The sequence below is a fragment of the Streptomyces sp. NPDC058457 genome (assembly GCF_042720695.1).
Classification (GTDB): domain Bacteria; phylum Actinomycetota; class Actinomycetes; order Streptomycetales; family Streptomycetaceae; genus Streptomyces.
This window is the reverse complement of the sequence record NZ_JBHXLU010000075.1, coordinates 1-19,736: the sequence shown is the minus strand read 5'-3', so window position 1 is coordinate 19,736 and position 19,736 is coordinate 1. Positions and strand designations below refer to the sequence as shown.

At 74.9% G+C, this 19,736-nt stretch carries 2 protein-coding genes; both read left to right on the top strand.

Annotated features, from left to right (window positions below; translation table 11 throughout):
• Positions 1-13: 13 nt before the first annotated feature.
• Complete coding sequence (locus tag ACFWPS_RS39995; RefSeq protein WP_383715045.1) at positions 14-14,338, top strand: type I polyketide synthase; 14,325 nt, start codon at positions 14-16, stop codon at positions 14,336-14,338.
• Positions 14,339-14,364: 26 nt separating this feature from the next.
• Positions 14,365-19,736, top strand: a 5,372-nt coding sequence (locus ACFWPS_RS39990; protein ID WP_383715043.1) for an SDR family NAD(P)-dependent oxidoreductase, incomplete at its 3' end; no start/stop codon positions are given.

Sequence of the window (19,736 nt, the reverse complement as noted above, 5' to 3'; positions counted from 1 at the left end):
GAGACCGGCCATCATGACAGACGACAAGAAACTTCTTGACTACCTCAGGCGTGCCACGGCGGAACTCGGCCAGACCAAGGCGGCGCTGCAAGAGGCCCGCCAGGCCCGGCACGAGCCGATCGCCATCGTCGGGATGGACTGCCGTTACCCCGGCGGTGTCGGGTCCCCCGAGGACCTGTGGCGACTGGTGGCCGACGGCACCGACGCCATCAGCGAGTGGCCCGACAACCGGGGCTGGGACCTGGAGGGCCGCTACGACCCCGACCCGGAACGGTCGGGCACCTCCTACACCCGCAACGGCGGCTTCCTGCACGACGCGGGCCTGTTCGACGCGGGCTTCTTCGGTATCTCGCCGCGCGAGGCGCTGGCCATGGACCCGCAGCAGCGGCTGCTCCTCGAGACCACCTGGACCGCCGTCGAGCGCGCCGGCCTCGACCCGCACGCGCTTCGCGGCACCAGGACGGGCGTGTACATCGGCGCCATCGGCAACGGCTACGGCGACGGCTCCAGGGACGTCCCCGAACTCCAGGGGCTGCTGGACACCGGTACCGCCGACAGCGTGGTGTCCGGCCGGATCTCCTACGTACTGGGCCTCGAAGGCCCGGCGGTCAGCGTCAACACCGCCTGCTCCTCCTCGCTGGTCGCCCTGCACCTCGCCGTCCAGGCCCTGCGCACCGGCGAGGCCACCATGGCGCTGGCCGGCGGCATCACCGTGATGGCCACCCAGGACGCGTTCGTCGCCTTCAGCCGGCAGCGCGGTCTGTCCGCCGACGGCCGCTGCAAGGCGTTCGCCGACGCTGCCGACGGCACCGGCTGGTCCGAGGGCGCGGGCGTCCTGGTCCTGGAACGCCTCTCCGACGCGCAGCGAAACGGCCACCAGGTGCTGGCCGTGGTCCGCGGCAGCGCCGTCAACCAGGACGGCGCGTCCAACGGCCTGTCGGCGCCCAACGGCCCTTCCCAGCAGCGCGTCATCAAGGAGGCGCTCGCCAACGCGCAGCTCTCCGCGGGTGACATCGACGTGGTCGAGGCGCACGGCACCGGCACCAAGCTGGGCGACCCGATCGAGGCCCAGGCCCTGCTGGCCACCTACGGGCGCCATCGCGAGCGGCCGCTGTGGCTGGGCTCGCTGAAATCCAACATCGGCCACTCCGCGGCCGCGGCCGGCGTCGGCGGCGTCATCAAGATGGTGATGGCCATGCGGAACGGCACGCTGCCGAGGACGCTGCACGTCGACACCCCGAGCCGGGCCGTCGACTGGTCGGCGGGCAACGTACGGCTGCTGACCGAGGCCCGGCCGTGGGACGACGAGGGCGGCCCGCGCCGCGCCGGCGTCTCCGCCTTCGGCGTCAGCGGCACCAACGTCCACACCATCCTGGAGCAGGCTCCGGTGGCGGAGCCGGCGGCTTCGCCTGTGGTGGCTCCGGGTGTGGTGCCGTGGGTGGTGTCGGGTCGTTCGGCGGACGCCGTGCGTGCGCAGGCGGGCCGGCTGGTCGCGTTGGCGGGTGAGGACCGGGCTGCGGTGGGTGCGGCTCTGGCGGGCCGGTCGGTGTTCGAGCATCGTGCGGTGGTCGTCGGTGGTTCGGCGGAGGAGTTCGGGGCCGGCCTGACGGCGGTCGCGGACGACGGGCCGGCGGCGGGCGTGATATCCGGTGTTGCCTCGCCTGTGGGGAAGACGGTGTTCGTCTTTCCGGGGCAGGGGTCGCAGTGGGCGGGGATGGCGGTGGAACTCCTTGAGTCGTCGCCGGTGTTCGCGTCGCGGTTCGCCGAGTGTGAGCGGGCCCTGGCGCCGTATGCCGACTGGTCGCTGACGGAGGTCGTGCGGTCGGGTGAGTTCGGCCGGGTGGATGTGGTGCAGCCGGTGCTCTGGGCGGTGATGGTGTCCCTCGCCGCGCTGTGGGAGTCGGTGGGGGCGCGGCCGGACGCGGTGGTGGGCCACTCCCAGGGCGAGATCGCTGCCGCGGTGGTGGCGGGTGCGCTGTCGTTGGAGGACGGTGCGCGGGTCGTGGCGCTGCGGTCGAAGGCGATCACGGCGCTGGCGGGCCGGGGTGGCATGGTCTCGGTGCCACTGCCGGTGGACCGGGTCCGGGGGCTGCTGCCGGACGGGGTGTCCGTCGCCGCGGTCAACGGCCCCTCATCGGTCGTGGTCTCCGGTGACCCGGCCGGTCTGGAATCGGTACTGGCGTCCGTGGAGCGGGCGAAGCGCGTGCCCGTGGACTACGCGTCGCACTCGGCGCACGTCGAGGAGATCCGCGAGGAGATCCGGCACGTGCTGGAGGGCGTGTCGCCTCGGACGGCGACGGTTCCCTTCTTCTCCACCGTCGATGTCGCATGGGCGGACGGGACAGGTCTGGACGCCGACTACTGGTACCGCAACCTGCGGCAGACCGTGGAGTTCGAGGCGGCCGTGCGCGACCTGGCGGCCGAGGGCTTCGGTGCCTTCGTCGAGGTGAGCGCGCATCCGGTCCTGACGACAGGGATCACCGAGACCGTCGGTGACGAGTCCGTCGTGTCGGGGACGCTGCGGCGGGACGAGGGCGGGCTGCGCCGGTTCCTGCTGTCCGCGGCGGAGTTGTTCGTCCGGGGCGTCGCGGTGGACTTCACACCGTTCTTCGGCGGCACGCCCGCGTACCGGGACCTGCCCCCGTATGCCTTCCAGCGCAAGTGGTACTGGCTGGAGGACAGCGTCGGCATCGCCGAGTCGGAGCAGAACCGCTTCTGGCAGACGGTCGAGGACGGCGGACTGGGGGAGCTGCTCGGACTGGACCCGCAGACCCCGCTCAGCGAGGTGCTGCCCGCCCTGTCGGAGTGGCGCAACCGTCACGACAGCCGCGCCACGGTCGACTCCTGGCGGTACCGCGTCACGTGGAAGGCGCTGCCCGACGGTGAGACCGCCGAGCTGTCCGGGCGCCACTGCCTGGTGCTCGTACCGGAGACCGGCCATCCGCTCATGGACGAGGTCTGCCGGGCCCTGGCGGACGCCGGCGCCACCGTGACGCGGGCGCAGCTGACCGCCGCCGACAGCGACCGGCGGACGCTCGCTCGGCGGCTGGCCGACGTGGCCGGCCCCCTCGACCGGGTCGTCTCGCTGCTGGGCCTGGACGAGCGGCCGCACCCGGACCATCCCGTCGTGCCGGTCGGCACGGCCCTCACCCTCGCCCTCGTCCAGGCACTGGACGACGCGGGCATCGACGCCCCCCTGTGGTGCCTGACCGGCGGAGCGGTCTCCACCGGTGACGACGACCCGGTGACCGGCGTCGCCCAGAACCTGGTGTGGGGTCTGGGACGCGTCGCCGCACTGGAATACCCGCGCCGCTGGGGCGGACTGCTGGACCTGGTCGCCGGCTTCGACCCCGCCGCCCTGGTGACCGCGCTGGCCGGTGCCGGCGACGAGGACCAGCTCGCGCTGCGCCCCGGTGGCGCGTACGGGCGCCGGATCGCCCGCGCCCCGCTGCCCGACGGACCAGCCCCCGAACCCTGGCGGCCCCGCGGCACGGTCCTCGTCACCGGCGGCACGGGCGCCGTCGGCGGACAGATCGCCGCCTGGCTGGCCCGCAACGGAGCCGAGCACCTCGTGCTCCTCAGCCGGCAGGGCGGCGACGCCCCCGGCGCCGCCGAACTGACCACGGAACTCCGGTCCCTGGGCGCCCGCGTGACCACCGCCGCCTGCGACGTGACCGACCGCGAGCAGCTCGCCGCACTCGTCGCCGGCCTGGAGGCGCAGGGCGAGACCATTCGGTCCGTCATGCACACCGCGGGCGCCGGCAGCCTCGTACCGCTGCCGGACACCGACCTCGCCGAGTTCGGCGACACCCTGCACGCCAAGGTGCTCGGCGCCGCGCATCTGGACGAACTGATCGGCGAGGTGGACGCGTTCGTCCTGTTCTCCTCCATCTCCGCGGTCTGGGGCAGTGCCGACCACGGCGCCTACGCCGCGGCCAACGCCTACCTCGACGGTCTCGCGGAGAACCGGCGCGCCCGCGGCCTCGGCGCGACCTCGGTGGTGTGGGGCATCTGGGCCCCGCAGGACGGCAAGGGCATGGCCGCCAACCTCGCCGAGCAGCAACTGCGCGGACGGGGCATCCCCTTCATGCGTCCCGCGCTCGCCATCGAGGGCTTCCAGCAGGTGCTGGACCGTGACGAGACGGTCATCGTGGTGGCCGCCGTCGACTGGGACCGCTTCGCTCCCGTGTTCACCTCGGCCCGGCCCAGCGCGCTCATCTCCGACCTGCCCGACGTCCGCGCCGCACTGGCCGGTCAGGACGCGGACAGCGCGGCACAGGACCAGGCCGGCTCGCCCCTGCCGGCCCGGCTGCGCGCGATACCCGCCGCCGAGCAGCGCGAGTTCCTGGCCGACCTGGTGCGCACCCAGGCGGCGGCCGTCCTGGGCCATGACTCGGGCGCCGCGATCGAACCGGGCCGCGCCTTCCGCGAGCTGGGCTTCGACTCGCTGACCGCCGTCGACCTGCGCGGCCGGCTGAACGCCGCGACGGGTCTGCGGCTGCCGGTCACCGTCGTCTTCGACTACTCCTCCGCCATCACGCTCGCCGACCACCTGCGCGACGAACTGCTCGGCACGGCGGCGACCCCGGCCGCCCCGGTCGCGGTCACCGTGCCCGCCGGGGACGACCCGATCGTCATCGTCGCCGCGAGCTGCCGCTACCCGGGCGGTGTCCGCACCCCCGAGGACCTCTGGCAGCTGCTCGCCGACGGGCGCGACGCGATATCCGAGCTGCCCGGCGACCGCGGCTGGGACCTCGGCGACGTCTACGACACCGACCCCGACCGGCCCGGCACCACGTACTCCCGGGCAGGCGGCTTCGTCTACGACGCCGGCCTGTTCGACCCCGTGTTCTTCGGTATCTCGCCGCGCGAGGCGCTCGCGATGGACCCGCAGCAGCGGCTGCTCCTGGAGACGTCCTGGGAGGCACTGGAGCGGGCCGGCATCGACCCGACCTCGCTGCGCGGCACCCACACCGGCGTCTTCGTCGGCGCCGGGTACCAGGGGTACGGCGGTGACGGCGAGCGGGTCCCCGAGGAGGCCGAGGGCCACCTCATCGCCGGCATCTCCAGCAGCGTGCTGTCCGGCCGCATCTCGTACTCGCTCGGCCTGGAAGGGCCGGCGCTGACCATCGACACCGCCTGCTCGTCCTCACTGGTCGCCGTGCACCTCGCGGCGCAGGCGCTGCGGTCCGGCGAATGCTCGCTGGCCCTGGCCGCGGGCGCCACCATCCTCGGCTCCACCCTGTCGTTCACCGGCTTCAGCAGGCAGCGCGGCCTCGCGGCCGACGGCCGGTGCAAGCCGTTCGGTGCGGAGGCCGACGGGTTCGGCATCGCCGAGGGCGTCGGCATGCTCGTACTGGAGCGGCTGTCCGACGCCCGGCGCCACGGACACCCGGTGCTGGCGACCGTGCGGGGCAGCGCCGTCAACCAGGACGGCGCCTCCAACGGCCTGACCGCGCCGAACGGCCTCTCGCAGCAGCGGGTCATCCAGCAGGCCCTGGCCAACGCCGGGCTCGAACCCGCCGACGTGCGGGTGGTCGAGGCACACGGCACCGGCACCAGGCTGGGCGACCCGATCGAGGCGCAGGCGCTGCTCGCCACCTACGGGCAGGACCGCACCGAGCCGCTGTGGCTGGGCTCGCTGAAGTCCAACATCGGCCACACCCAGGCCGCCTCCGGTGTCGCCGGGATCATCAAGATGCTCCAGGCCATGGAGCACGGCGTGCTGCCCCGGACCCTGCACGCGGACGTGCCCTCGCCGTTCATCGACTGGTCCGCGGGCAACATCGAGCTGCTGACCGAGGCCCGGCCCTGGGCGGGACCGCGGCGGGCCGGCGTGTCGTCGTTCGGCATGAGCGGCACCAACGCGCACGTCATCATCGAGCAGGCCGACCCCGTCGAGATCACCGAGCGGGTCGGCTCCGTCGAGGCACCGGCCCCGGCGGGCGACCGCAGCACGCCCGCGCCGGCCGTGGCCTGGACGCTGTCCGGACGGACCGAGGAGGCCGTGCGCGAGCAGGCGCGCGCCCTGCTGGACCGGCTGGACGCCGACCCGCTGGACGTCGGCTGGTCGCTGGCGGCCACCAGGACCGCCTTCGAGCGCAGGGCCGTCGTCGCGGGCGCGGACCGGGAGCACCTGGCCGCCGGACTGCGGGCGGTGCGCGACGGCGAGGCGCCCGTGCACACCGCCGACGTCGGCCGCCGTACCGTGTTCGTCTTCCCCGGCCAGGGCACCCAGTGGACCGGCATGGCCCTGGAACTGCTGGAGAGCGCCCCGGCGTTCGCCGAGCGCTTCGCCGAGTGCGAGCGCGCCCTGGCACCGCACCTCGACTGGTCGTTGACCGAGGTGCTGCGCAGCGGCGAGTACGAGCAGGTGGACCGCATCCAGCCGGTGCTGTTCTCCGTGATGGTCTCGCTGGCCGCGCTGTGGCGGTCCTGCGGCGTCGAGCCCGACGCGGTGGTCGGGCACAGCCAGGGTGAGATCGCCGCCGCCGTGGTGGCCGGTGCGCTGTCGCTGGAGGACGCGGCGAGGATCGTCGCACTGCGCAGCCAGACCCTCATCGCGCTCGCCGGGCAGGGCGCCATGATGTTCGTGGCCATGGCCGCCGAGCCGCTGCGCGAGCGCGTCGCCGCCTGGGACGGCCGGATCGGGGTGGCCGCCGTCAACGGGCCCGCCTCGGTCACGGTCTCCGGCGACCCCGAGGCGCTGGAGGAGCTGAGCGCCGCGCTGTCGGACGAGGGCGTCCTGCGCTGGCCGATCCCCGGTGCCGACTTCGCCGCCCACTCGGCCCAGGTGGAGCGCATCCACGACGAACTCCTGCGCGTGCTGGACGGCGTGCGCCCGCGGTCGACGACCGTCGGGTTCTGGTCCACCGCCGACAGCGCCTGGCTGGACGGCGCCGCCCTGGACGCCGAGTACTGGTACCGCAACCTGCGCCGGACCGTCGAGTTCGACCAGGCCGTCCACCAGCTGATCGCCGCCGGATACGACGCCTTCGTGGAGGTCAGCCCGAACCCGGTGCTGGCGATCTGGGTACAGCAGGCCCTGGAGGCCGCCGGCGGCGGAGTCGTCGTCGGCACCCTGCACCGCGAGGCGGGCGGCCTGGACCGCTTCCTGACCTCGCTGGGCGAACTGCACGCGCGCGGCGCCGCGGTCGACTGGGCCGCCGTGCACCGCGGCGGCCGGCGGGTCGACCTGCCCACCTACGCGTTCCAGCGGCAGCACTACTGGCTCGTCCCGCGCCCCCTCGCACCGCCGGCCCTGCCCGCGGCCGAGGACACCGACGCCTGGCGGTACCGGGTCGACTGGCGCGTCCTGCACGACCTGCCGGCCGGCCAGGCCACCGGGGAGTGGCTCGTCGTCACCCCTGCCGGCACGGATGTCACCCCACACCTCGACACCCTGCGCCGGCACGGCCTCACCACGCTCGTGGTGCCGTGGGAGGACACCGGCGACCGCACGGCCGACGCGGAACGCCTGCGCGCCGCGGCCGACGGGCACGAACCCACCGGAGTGCTCTCCCTGCTCGGCCTCGCCGACCGGCCCTGGTCGGACGGCACGGTGCTGCCCGCCGGGCTGCCGCTGACCGTGTCCCTGATCCATGCTCTGGGCGCGGCGGGCATCGACGCCCCGCTGTGGGCCACCACCCGCGGCGCCGTCTCCGTCAGCCCCGCCGACCCCGTCGCCGGCCCCGCGCCGGCGGCCCTGTGGGGCCTGGGCGGCGTGGCCGGAGTCGAGTACCCGGGACGCTGGGCCGGTCTGGTCGACCTGCCCGCGGCCCTCGACGACCAGGCCGCACAGCGCCTGCTGGCGGTCCTCACCGGCGAGTCGGGCGAGGACCAGGTGGCCATCCGCCCGTCCGGCGTCTACGGCCGCCGTATCGCCCACGCAGGCAGGTCCGGTTCCAGCGCCGGCCGGCCCTGGGAGCCCAGCGGAACCGTCCTGGTCACCGGCGGTCTCGGCGCCCTCGGCGGGCACGTGGCCCGCTGGCTGGCCACCGCCGGCGCCGAACACCTGCTGCTGACCGGGCGGCGCGGCGCGGACACCCCGGGCGCGGCCGAACTCGTCGCCGAACTCGGCGCGCTGGGCGCCCGGGTCACCGTCGCCGCCTGCGACGTGGCCGACCGGGACGCCGTCGCGGAGCTGCTGGCCGGCATCTCGGCCGAGACCCCGCTGACCGCCGTGGTGCACGCGGCGGGCGTCCTCGACGACGGCGTGCTCGACTCCCTCACCGCCGAGCGGGCGGTCGGCGTGGCCCGGCCCAAGGCCGACGCCGCGCTGGTGCTGCACGAGCTGACCCGGGAGACGGACCTGGCGGCGTTCGTGCTGTTCTCCTCGGTGGCCTCCACCCTCGCCGGCACCGGACAGGGCAGCTATGCCGCGGCCAACGCCTACCTCGACGCGCTGGCCCTGCACCGCCGCGACCTCGGCCTGCCCGCCACCTCCGTGTCCTGGGGGCTGTGGGCCGGCAAGAGCCTCGCCGACGACGCGGTGGCCGCCCGGCTGGTCCGCGACGGCATGCCCGCCATGGATCCCGGGCGGGCCGTCGCCGCCCTGCGGGACGCGGTCGGCTCGGGCGAACCGCACGTGATCCTCTCCGACTTCGCGTGGGACCGCTTCGCCGCGGCCTTCACCGCCCTGCGGCCCAGCCCGCTCATCGCCGACCTCCCGGAGGTGGCCGCGGTCATCGAGCGGTCGGCCGCGCCCGAGCGGCCGACCGCCCTGGACCGGACCGCGCTCCTGGACCTGGTGCGCACGGTGGCCGCCGAGGCCCTCGGCTACGACGGTGCCGACGCGATCGGCCGTGACCGGGTCTTCAAGGACCTCGGCTGCGACTCGCTGACCGCGGTGGAGCTGCGCAACAAACTCTCCGTGGCGACCGGGCTGCGGCTCCCGGTCACCCTGGTCTTCGACTACCCGACCCCGACCGCCGTCGTCGACCACCTGGCGGCGGAACTGGGCGAGCCGGAGGCCCGCGCCGAGACCGCCGCCGCGGTGCCGTCGGCCGGCGCCGCGGTCACCGACGACGCCATCGCCATCGTCGCGCTCGCCTGCCGCTTCCCCGGCGGGATACGCACCCCGGAGGACTTCTGGCGGCTGGTCAGCGAGGGCGGCGACGCCATCACGCCGTTCCCCACCGACCGCGGCTGGGACCTGGACGCCCTCTACGACCCGGACCCCGAGCACCACGGCACCACGTACACACGCGAAGGCGGCTTCCTGCACGACCTGGCCGACTTCGACCCCGCCTTCTTCGGCATCTCCCCGCGCGAGGCGACCACCATCGACCCGCAGCAGCGGCTGCTCCTGGAGACCACCTGGGAGGCGTTCGAACGGGCCGGCATCGACCCGCGGTCGGTCAAGGGCAGCCGTGCCGGCGTGTTCGTCGGCTCCAGCTACCACGACTACGGCCTGCGGGTGCGCAACGCCCCGGAGGAGGTGGAGGGCTACCTCGGCATCGGCAGCGCGGGCAGCGTCGCCTCCGGACGCATCTCCTACACCTTCGGCCTGGAGGGCCCGGCCGTCAGCGTGGACACCGCGTGCTCGTCCTCGCTGGTCGCCATCCACCTCGCCGCACAGTCGCTGCGCTCCGGCGAGTGCACGATGGCGCTGGCCGGCGGGGCTGCCGCGATGGCCACCCCCACGTCGTTCATCGAGTTCAGCCGGCAGCGCGGGCTCGCCGAGAACGGCCGCTGCAAGCCCTTCGCGGCCGCCGCCGACGGCACCGCCTGGGCCGAGGGCGTCGGCCTGGTCCTGCTGGAGCGGCTCTCCGACGCCCGGCGCAACGGCCACCCGGTGCTTGCCCTGGTGCGCGGCAGCGCGGTCAACCAGGACGGCGCGTCCAACGGCCTGACCGCCCCCAACGGCCCCTCCCAGCAGCGCGTCATCCGCGACGCACTGGCCGGCGCCCGCCTGACGCCCGCCGAGCTCGACGTGGTCGAGGCGCACGGCACCGGTACCCGGCTGGGCGACCCCATCGAGGCCCAGGCCCTGCTGGCCACCTACGGCCAGAACCGCACACAGCCACTGCTGCTGGGCTCGGTCAAGTCCAACATCGGTCACACCCAGGCCGCCGCGGGCATCGCCGGCGTCATCAAGATGGTGCTGGCCATGCAGCACGGCACGGTGCCCGGCACCCTCCACGTGGACGAGCCGTCCCCGTTCATCGACTGGAGTGCGGGCAGCGTCGACCTGGTCACCGAGAACACCCCGTGGCCGGTCACCGGCCGGCCGCGCCGGGCCGCCGTGTCCTCCTTCGGCGTCAGCGGCACCAACGCCCACACCATCCTGGAACAGGCCCCCGACGACGAGCCGACCGCCACCGTCGGCGGGCGGGCACCGCTGCCGGTGCCGCTGGTGCTCTCCGCCCGCAGCGCACCGGCGCTGCGCGAGCAGGCGGCCCTGCTCGACCGGCACCTTGCGGAGAACCCGGACGTACGGCCCGCCGACGTCGGCTACACCCTGGCCACCGCCCGCGCCCACCTGGAGCACCGGGCCGTCGTGCCGGACGGCGACCGCGACGCGATCCGTGCCGCCCTGCGGTCGGTGACCGGCACCGTGCCGCCCGCCGAACCGCGCGTGGCGTTCCTCTTCTCCGGCCAGGGCAGCCAGCGGCTCGGCATGGGACTTCGGCTGCACCGCGAGTTCCCGGTGTTCGCCGAGGCCTTCGACGCCGTCTGCGCCGCTCTCGACCCACTGCTCGAACGGCCGCTGCACGAGGTGATCGGCGCCGCCGCCGGCTCCGCGGACGCCGACCTGCTCGACCGCACGGCCTACACCCAGCCGGCCCTGTTCGCCGTCGAGGTCGCCCTGTTCCGGCTCGCCGAGCACTGGGGCCTGCGCCCCGACCACCTCATCGGCCACTCGGTCGGCGAGCTGGCGGCCGCCCACGTCGCCGGGGTGCTGTCGCTGCCGGACGCCGCCCTGCTGGTCGCGGAGCGCGCCCGGCTGATGCAGGCCATGCGCGGCGACGGCGCCATGGTGTCCGTGATGGCGCCGGAGGAGGCGGTGCTGCCCTACCTCGCCGAGTGCGGGGACCGGGTCACCGTGGCCGCGGTCAACAGCACGGTCGCCACCGTCGTCGCCGGTGACGAGGACGCCGTGCTCGAGGTCGCCGCCCGGCTCGCCGCCGACGGCCGCAAGACCAAACGGCTGCGGGTCAGCCACGCCTTCCACTCCCCGCACATGGACGGGATGCTGGAGGAGTTCCGCCAGGTCGCGGCCCGGCTGGAGTTCCACCCGCCCCGCATCCCCGTCGTCTCCAACGTCACCGGCGCCCTCGCCGGCGCCGACGAGCTGTGCACCCCGGACTACTGGGTGCGCCACGTCCGCGGCGCGGTCCGGTTCCTCGACGGCGTACGGGCCCTCGAACGGGCCGGAGTGACCGCGTTCGTCGAGATCGGCCCCGACAGCTCCCTCACCGCGCTCGCCCAGGACTGCCTGGAGGGCCACGCCGAACTGATCCCGCTGCTGCACCGGGACCGCGACGAGGCCGACTCGGTGACCGCCGCCCTGGGCCGCCTGCACGCCCAGGTGACCGCCCCCGACTGGGAGCGGGTCCTCGCGGACCGCGACGTGCGCCGCGTGCCGCTGCCCACCTACGCGTTCCAGCGCGAGCGCTACTGGCTCGACGACACCGCGGGTGCCGGCGACGTGACGTCGGCGGGCCTGGTCGCCACCGGGCACCCGCTGATCGGCGCCGCCGTCGAACTGGCCGACGCGGACACCTACGTCTTCACCGGCAGGCTGTCGCTGCACAGCACGCCGTGGCTGGCCGACCACGGGGTCTTCGACGAGGCCCTGTTCCCGGCGACGGCCTTCCTCGAACTGGCCGTCAGGGCGGCCGACGAGGTCGGCTGCGCCCGGGTCGACGAACTGTCCCTGGCGGCACCGCTGGTCCTGCCGAGGGACGGCGCCGTCGTGCTGCAGATGCGGGTCGGCCCGCAGGGCACGGACGGCACCCGCTCGCTCGAGGTGTTCTCCCGGCCGCAGGACGCGCCGGCCGACGAGACCTGGATCCGGCACGCCGACGGTGTGCTGTCGCCGGGCGCCGCGCCCGTCGCACCGGTCACCGGGACGCTCACCGAGTGGCCGCCGCCGGGCGCCGAGCCGATCGACGTGAACGGCCTGTACGACCGGTTCGCCGAGAGCGGCTTCGCCTACGGTCCCGTCTTCCAGGGGCTGACGGCGGTGTGGCGCCGCGGCGACGAGGTGTTCGCCGAGGCCGCGCTGCCCGCCGCCCAGCGGTCCGAGGCCGGCCGGTTCGGACTCCATCCGGCCCTCCTGGACAGCGTGCTGCACTCCCTCGCCTTCGGCGTACTGAGCGGCAGCGACCAGGCCTGGCTGCCGTTCGCCTGGAGCGGTGTCACCCTGCACGCCGGGGGCGCGGCCGCCGTCCGGCTGCGGATGGCGCCCACCGGGGACAGCTCGATGTCGGTCGCCCTCTTCGACGGCACCGGGGCGCCGGTCGCCACGGCCGAGTCGCTCGCCCTGCGTCCCGCGGCGCCCGCCCGGTCCGCGACGGGCGGCGGACGAACCCACCGGACGCTGTTCCGCCCCGAGTTCACCGAGGTGCCGCTGCCCGCCGCCGACGCCGGTCCCGCGTTCGAGGTCCGCAGCTACGAGCCGGGGCAGGACGCCGAGGCGGTACGCCGTGCCACCCGGCGGGCGCTGGCCGACATCCGCGACTGGCTCGGTCGCGACCGGGCCGGGGCGAAGCTCGTCTTCAGCACCCGCGGCGCGGTGCCGCTGACCGCCGGGGACGACGTGCCCGACCTCGCCGGAGCCGCCGTCTGGGGCCTGGTCCGTTCCGCGCAGACCGAGCACCCGGACCGGTTCGTCCTGGTCGACCAGGAGCACGGCGACCAAGGCCACGACGGTCATGACGGCGACGGTCATGCCGGTGACGGCACGACGTTCGCGCGTGCCGTCGCCAGTGGTGAGCCGCAGCTCGCGGTGCGCGACGGACGGGCGTACGCCTACCGCATCGCGCGCGTCCCGGTCGGCGTCGCGGACGCCGAGCAGGAGTGGGAGCGCGGCGGCACCGTCCTGGTGACCGGCGGCACCGGCGCGATCGGCGCCCATGTCTCCCGGCACCTGGTCGCCGCACACGGCGTCAAGCGACTGCTGCTGACCAGCCGCAGCGGCCTGGCCGGCGAGGGCGCCGCACGGCTGCAGGAGGAGCTGACCGCGCTGGGCGCCGAGGTGCAGGTGGCGTCCTGCGACGTCGCCGATCGCGACGCACTCGCCGCCCTGCTCGCCGCCGTCCCGTCCGAACACCCGGTCACCGCCGTCGTCCACACCGCCGGTGTGGTCCAGGACGGCATCGTGGCGTCGATCACCGACGAGCAGCTGGACCTCGTCCTGCGGCCCAAGGTCGACGCGGTCCTCAACCTCCAGGAACTCACCGCGGAGCTGGACCTGTCGGCCTTCGTGGTCTTCTCCTCCATCGCCGGCGTCTTCGGCGGCATGGGACAGGCCAACTACGCGGCGGCCAACGCCTTCCTGGACGCCCTGGCGCACCGCCGCAGGGCCCAGGGACTGCCGGCCGCCTCACTGGCCTGGGGCCTGTGGGCCAACGACACCGGCATGAGCGGCCACCTGGGCGAGAACGACTTCAAGCGCATCGCGCGCGGCGGCATCATCGCCTTCCCGCCCGCGGAGGGCCTGGAGCTGTTCGACACCGCCCTCGCCGAGGGCCATCCGGTACTGCTGCCACTGCGCCTGGACACCAAGGCGGTCCAGGCGCAGGGCGAGGTGCCCGCGGTGCTGCGGGGCCTGGTGCGCGCGGCCGTACGGCGCAGCGCCGCCGACACCGCAGGCGGCGCCGCCGAGGCGGCCGGGCTGGCCCAGCGGCTGTCCGCAATGACGGACACCCAGCGTGACCGGGCCCTGCTCGACCTGGTCCGCGACCACACGGCCACCGTGCTGGGCTTCGCCGACGCCGGCTCCGTCGACGTCGACCGGGGCCTGCTGGAGGTGGGCTTCGACTCCCTGACCGCGGTCGAACTGCGCAACCGGCTGGGCGCGGCCAGCGGGCTCCGGCTGCCCGCCACCCTGCTCTTCGACTACCCGTCGTGCCGTGCCATCGCCGGCCACCTCGCCGCCGAGCTCGCGCCCGAACCGGCGGACGGACAGCTGCCCGGCCTCGCCGAACTCGCGCGGCTCACCGTCCTCCTGGAGGACGAGCGCCACCGCGAGGAACTGACCGGGCGGCTGAACGACCTGCTGGCCAGGGCACGCGCGGCCGCCGGCGGCGACTCCGTCGAGGAGCTCCTCGACGCGGCCGACGACGACGAGATCTTCGACTTCATCGACAACGAGCTGGGCATGTCGTGACCGCCCACCAAGGTAGAGGGACAGCAGTGAACGACGACAAGCTCCGTACCTACCTCAAGCGGGTCACGACCGATCTGCACCGCACGCGTCAGCAGCTGACCAGACTCGAGGCCAAGGACACCGAACCCATCGCCATCGTCGGCATGGCCTGCCGCTACCCGGGCGGCGTGCACAGCCCCGAGGACCTGTGGCGCATGGTCGCCGCCGGCACGGACGCCGTCACCCCGTTCCCGGACGACCGCGGCTGGGACCTGGAGCGGCTGTACGACCCGGCGGGCAGCCGCCCGGACAGCAGCTACGCCCGGGAGGGCGGCTTCCTCGACGAGATCGCCGGCTTCGAGCCGCAGTTCTTCGGCATCTCGCCGAACGAGGCGCTCGCGATGGACCCGCAGCAGCGACTGCTCCTGGAGACCACCTGGGAGGCGTTCGAACGGGCCGGCATCGACCCGCAGGCCCAGCGCGGCGCCCAGGTCGGCGTCTTCGCCGGCGTGCAGTACCAGGACTACGGTTCCCGGCTGCGCCGGGTGCCCGAGGAGGTCGAGGGATTCCTCGCCGGGGGCAACTCCGACAGCGTCGCCTCCGGACGCATCGCGTACGTCTTCGGTTTCGAGGGCCCCGCGGTCAGCGTGGACACCGCCTGCTCGTCGTCGCTGGTCGCCCTCCACCTGGCAGCCCAGGCACTGCGCGCCGAGGAGTGCACGCTCGCCGTGGCCGGCGGAGCCATGGTGATGTCGACACCCGTCGCGTTCACCGAGATGAGCAGGCAGCGTGGCCTGGCCGCCGACGGCCGCTGCAAGTCGTTCGCCGCCACCGCCGACGGCACCGGCTGGGGCGAGGGCGTCGGCATGCTCCTGCTGGAGCGGCTGTCGGACGCCCGGCGCAACGGCCACCCGGTGCTCGCCCTGGTCCGCGGCACCGCCGTCAACCAGGACGGTGCCAGCTCCCGGCTCACCGCGCCCAACGGCCCCGCCCAGCAGCGGGTCATCCGCAAGGCGCTGGCCAACGCCAGGCTGACCGCGGCCGACGTCGATGTCGTCGAGGCGCACGGGACCGGCACGCCGCTCGGCGACCCGATCGAGGCGCAGGCGCTCCTCGCCACCTACGGCCGCGCGCACAGCCCGGAGCAGCCGCTGCTGCTGGGCTCCCTGAAGTCGAACATCGGCCACACCCAGGCCGCCGCCGGAGTGGGCGGCATCATCAAGATGGTGCAGGCCATGCGGCACGCCCAGGTGCCGCCCACCCTGCACGCGGACCGGCCCACGCCCCAGGTCGACTGGGAGTCGGGCACGGTCCGGCTGGCCACCGAACTCCAGCCGTGGCCCGCCGTGGACCGGGTCCGCCGCGCCGCCGTCTCCTCCTTCGGCGTCAGCGGCACCAACAGCCACGTCGTACTGGAACAGGCACCGGAGCCCGATCAGCCGGAGGAGACCGAGCCCGGTCCCGACGCCGACGCCCCCGCCGCGGTGACCGCCCCGGCCGTCGTGCCCTGGACGCTCTCCGCGCGCAGCCCGCAGGCGCTGCGCGCCCGGGCGGCCCAGCTGCGCTCCCTCACCGGCCTCGACCCGCTCGACGTCGGCCACTCCCTGGCCACCACCCGGGCCGCACTGGAACACCGCGCCGTCCTCGTCGGGGGCAGCGACACCGACGCCGCGCTCGCCGCCCTGGCGAACGACGAGGAACACCCCTCCCTGGTGCGCGGCACCGTCCGCCCCACCCGCGACCTGGTCTTCGTCTTCCCCGGCCAGGGCGCGCAGTGGACCGGCATGGCGGTGGACCTCCTCGACACCTCACCCGTCTTCGCCGAGCGGATCCACCAGTGCGCCGAGGCGCTCGCCCCGCACGTCGACTGGTCCCTGGAGGACGTGCTGCGCTCCGGCGACTTCGACCGGGTGGACGTCGTCCAGCCGGCGCTGTTCGCCGTGATGGTCTCCCTCGCCGCCCTGTGGCAGGCCGCGGGCGTCCGGCCGGACGCCGTCGTCGGCCACTCGCAGGGCGAGATCGCCGCGGCCGTGGTGGCCGGCGCGCTCTCCCTGGAGGACGGCGCGCGCGTCGTCGCGCTGCGCAGCAAGGCGCTGAACGCCCTCGCCGGCCGCGGCGGCATGACCTCGGTCGCCCTCTCGGCGGAGGAGGCCCGGCGCCGCATCGGCCCCGGCCTGTCCGTCGCCGCCGTCAACGGCCCGTCGTCCGTCGTGGTCGCCGGCGACACCGCCGCCCTCGACACCCTCGACACCTGGGACGACGTGCGCGTCCGCCGCGTCCCCGTCGACTACGCCTCCCACTCCGCCCATGTGGAGGAGATCCGCGAGGAGCTGCTGACCACGCTCGCGGGCCTGGCCCCGCGCAGCGCCGAGATCCCCTTCCACTCGACGGTGACCGGGGGTCTGCTGGACACCGCGGCGCTCGACGCCGAGTACTGGTACCGCAACCTGCGGCAGACCGTGGAGCTGGAGACCACCGTGCGTGCGCTGGGCGCCGCGGGACACGGTGTGTTCGTCGAGGTCAGTCCGCATCCGGTGCTGACCTCGGCGATCGAGGAGACGGTCGGCGGGACCGTGGTGGGCACGCTGCGGCGGAACGCGGGCGGCTGGGACCGGTTCCTGCTCTCCCTCGCCGAACTCCACGTGACCGGCGTCTCCGCCGACCTCACCGCGCTGCTCCCCGGCGGCTCCCGCATCGACCTGCCCACCTACCCCTTCCAGCGCGAGGCGTACTGGCTGGAGGACCACTCCGCCCAGCAGGGCGACGTGACCGCCGCCGGCCTCGGCTCCGCCGACCACCCGCTGCTCGGCGCGGTCGTCGCGCTGGCGGACACCGAGGGTGCCCTGCTCACCGGACGTCTCTCCGTCCGCACCCACCCCTGGCTCGCCGACCACACGGTGCGCGGCGCGATCCTGCTGCCCGGCACGGCGTTCCTGGAGCTCGCCGCCCGCGCCGGCGACCAGGTGGGATGCGAGCGGGTCGAGGAACTCCTGCTGGAGACACCGCTCGTCCTGCCGGAGAACGGCGCCGTCACCATCCAGCTCGCGGTCGGCGCCCCCGACGCGGCGGGCCGCCGCACGGTCACCCTGCACGCGGCCCCCGACGGCACGGACGAGTGGACCCGCCACGCCAGCGGCACCCTGTCCGCCGCGCCCGCCGCGCCCGCCGCCGATCTCACCGTCTGGCCGCCGCGGGACGCCACACCGCTCGACAGCGCCGACATGTACGACCGCTACGCCGCGGCCGGCTTCGGCTACGGACCGGCGTTCCAAGGCCTGCGTACGGCGTGGCGTCGCGGCGACGAACTCTTCGCCGAGGTCGCCCTCCCCGACGACCAGCAGGGCCCGGCCCGGCTCTTCGGCCTGCACCCCGCGCTGCTCGACGCGGCGCTGCACGTCACCGGACTCGCCGACGCCGCCGAAGCCCGGCTCCCGTTCTCCTGGAACGGCGTGGTCCTGCACGCCCAGGGCGCCACCGCGCTCCGCGTCCGCATCGCCCCCGCCGGACCGGACGCCGTCTCCGTGCACGTCGCCGACCCCGCCGGCCGGCCCGTGGCCTCGGTGGAGTCCCTCGCGCTGCGCCCGCCCGCCGCCGACGCCATGGCCACGCCGGGCGCCGACGCCGTCTTCCGCCCGGCCTGGACACCGGTGTCCGCCACGCCCGGCACCACAACACCGGCCGAGACGCTGCGCATCGAGCCCGGCGGCGACGTCCGGGCCACGCTGCACCACGCCCTCGCCCGGATCCAGCGGTGGCTCGCCGACGACGAGCCCGGACAGCTGGCGTTCGTCACCACCGGAGCGGTGTCCGCCACCTCTCCGGAGGACGTCACCGACCTGGCCGGCGCCGCCGTCTGGGGCCTGGTCAGGTCCGCCCAGTCCGAGCACCCGGGCCGCTTCGTGCTCGTGGACACCGACACGGACGGCGCCGAGGCACCGTTCGTCACCGGCGAGGACCAGCTCGCGGTGCGCGGTGCCCGGCTCCTCGCCCCCCGCCTGGAGCGTGCCCGGTCCGACGGCCGGCCAGCCGCGCTCGACGGCACCGTCCTGATCACCGGTGGCACCGGCCTGCTCGGCTCCCACCTCGCCCGGCACCTCGTCACCCACTACGGCGTAAGCCACCTCGTGCTGCTCAGCCGCACCGGGCACGCTCCGGAGCTGCACGCGGAGCTCACCGGGCTCGGTGCCGAGGTCGACGTGGTCGCCTGCGACGCCGCCGACCGCGCCGCCCTGGCCGCAGTGATCGAGGGACTGCGCCGACCGCTCCGCGCCGTGATCCACGCTGCCGGCGCGCTCGACGACGGCGTCGTCACCGCCCAGACCCCCGAGCGCATCGACACCGTCCTGCGGCCCAAGGTGGACGCCGCCGTCAATCTGCACGAGCTGACGCGCGACCTCGACCTGTCCGCGTTCATCCTGTTCTCCTCCGCCTCCGGCGTCTTCGGTGGCCCCGGCCAGGCCAACTACGCAGCCGCCAACGCCTTCCTCGACGCGCTGGCCCAGCACCGCCGCGCCGCAGGGCTGCCCGCCCAGTCCCTCGCCTGGTCCCTGTGGGAGCAGGCCAGCGCGATGACCGGCCACCTCGACGAGGCCGACCTGCGCCGCATCGCGCGCTCCGGCATGCCGCCGCTCACCGTCGAGCAGGGACTCCAGCTGTTCGACCGGGCGCTGACCGCACCGGACCCGCTGCTCGTCCTGATGCGCCTGGACCTGCCGGTGCTGCGCGCTTCATCCGACCCGGTCCCGCCGCTGCTGCGCGGGCTGGTCCGCACCCCGGCCCGCCGGGCCGTCGCGGGGCAGGACACCGCCGTCGACACCACCTCGCTGGCCGCACAGCTCGCCGCCCTGCCCGCCGCCGACCGCCTCGGCACCGTCGTCGACCTCGTGCGCACCCGCGTCGCCACGGTCCTCGGCCACGCCTCCGCCGACGTCATCGACGGCAGCAGGGCCTTCCGCGACCTCGGCTTCGACTCGCTGGCCTCGGTCCAGCTGCGCAACCGGCTGGGCGCCGTCACCGGTCTGAAGCTCCCGGCCACGCTGGTCTTCGACTACCCGACCCCGCTGGTGCTCGCCGAGCACCTCCTCAGCGAACTGGGCGAGGGGCAGGACACGGCCGCCGCCACGGTCCGGGCCGTCGCGGTGGACGAGCCGATCGCGATCGTCTCCATCGGCTGCCGCTTCCCCGGCGACGTCCGGACCCCCGAGGACCTGTGGCACCTGGTCGCCTCCGGCGGCGACGCCGTCGCCGCCTTCCCTGGCGACCGGGGCTGGGACCTGGAGGGTCTGTACGACCCGGAGGGCGTCCGCCGCGGCAGCTCGTATGCGCGCGAGGGCGGCTTCCTCGCCGAGGCCGCCGACTTCGACCCCGGCTTCTTCGGCATCAGCCCGCGTGAGGCGCTGGCCATGGACCCGCAGCAGCG

Coding starts and splice junctions, on each gene's coding strand:
- ACFWPS_RS39995 (WP_383715045.1), top strand. CDS start 14: ATGACAGACGACAAGAAACTTCTTGACTACCTCAGGCGTGCCACGGCG.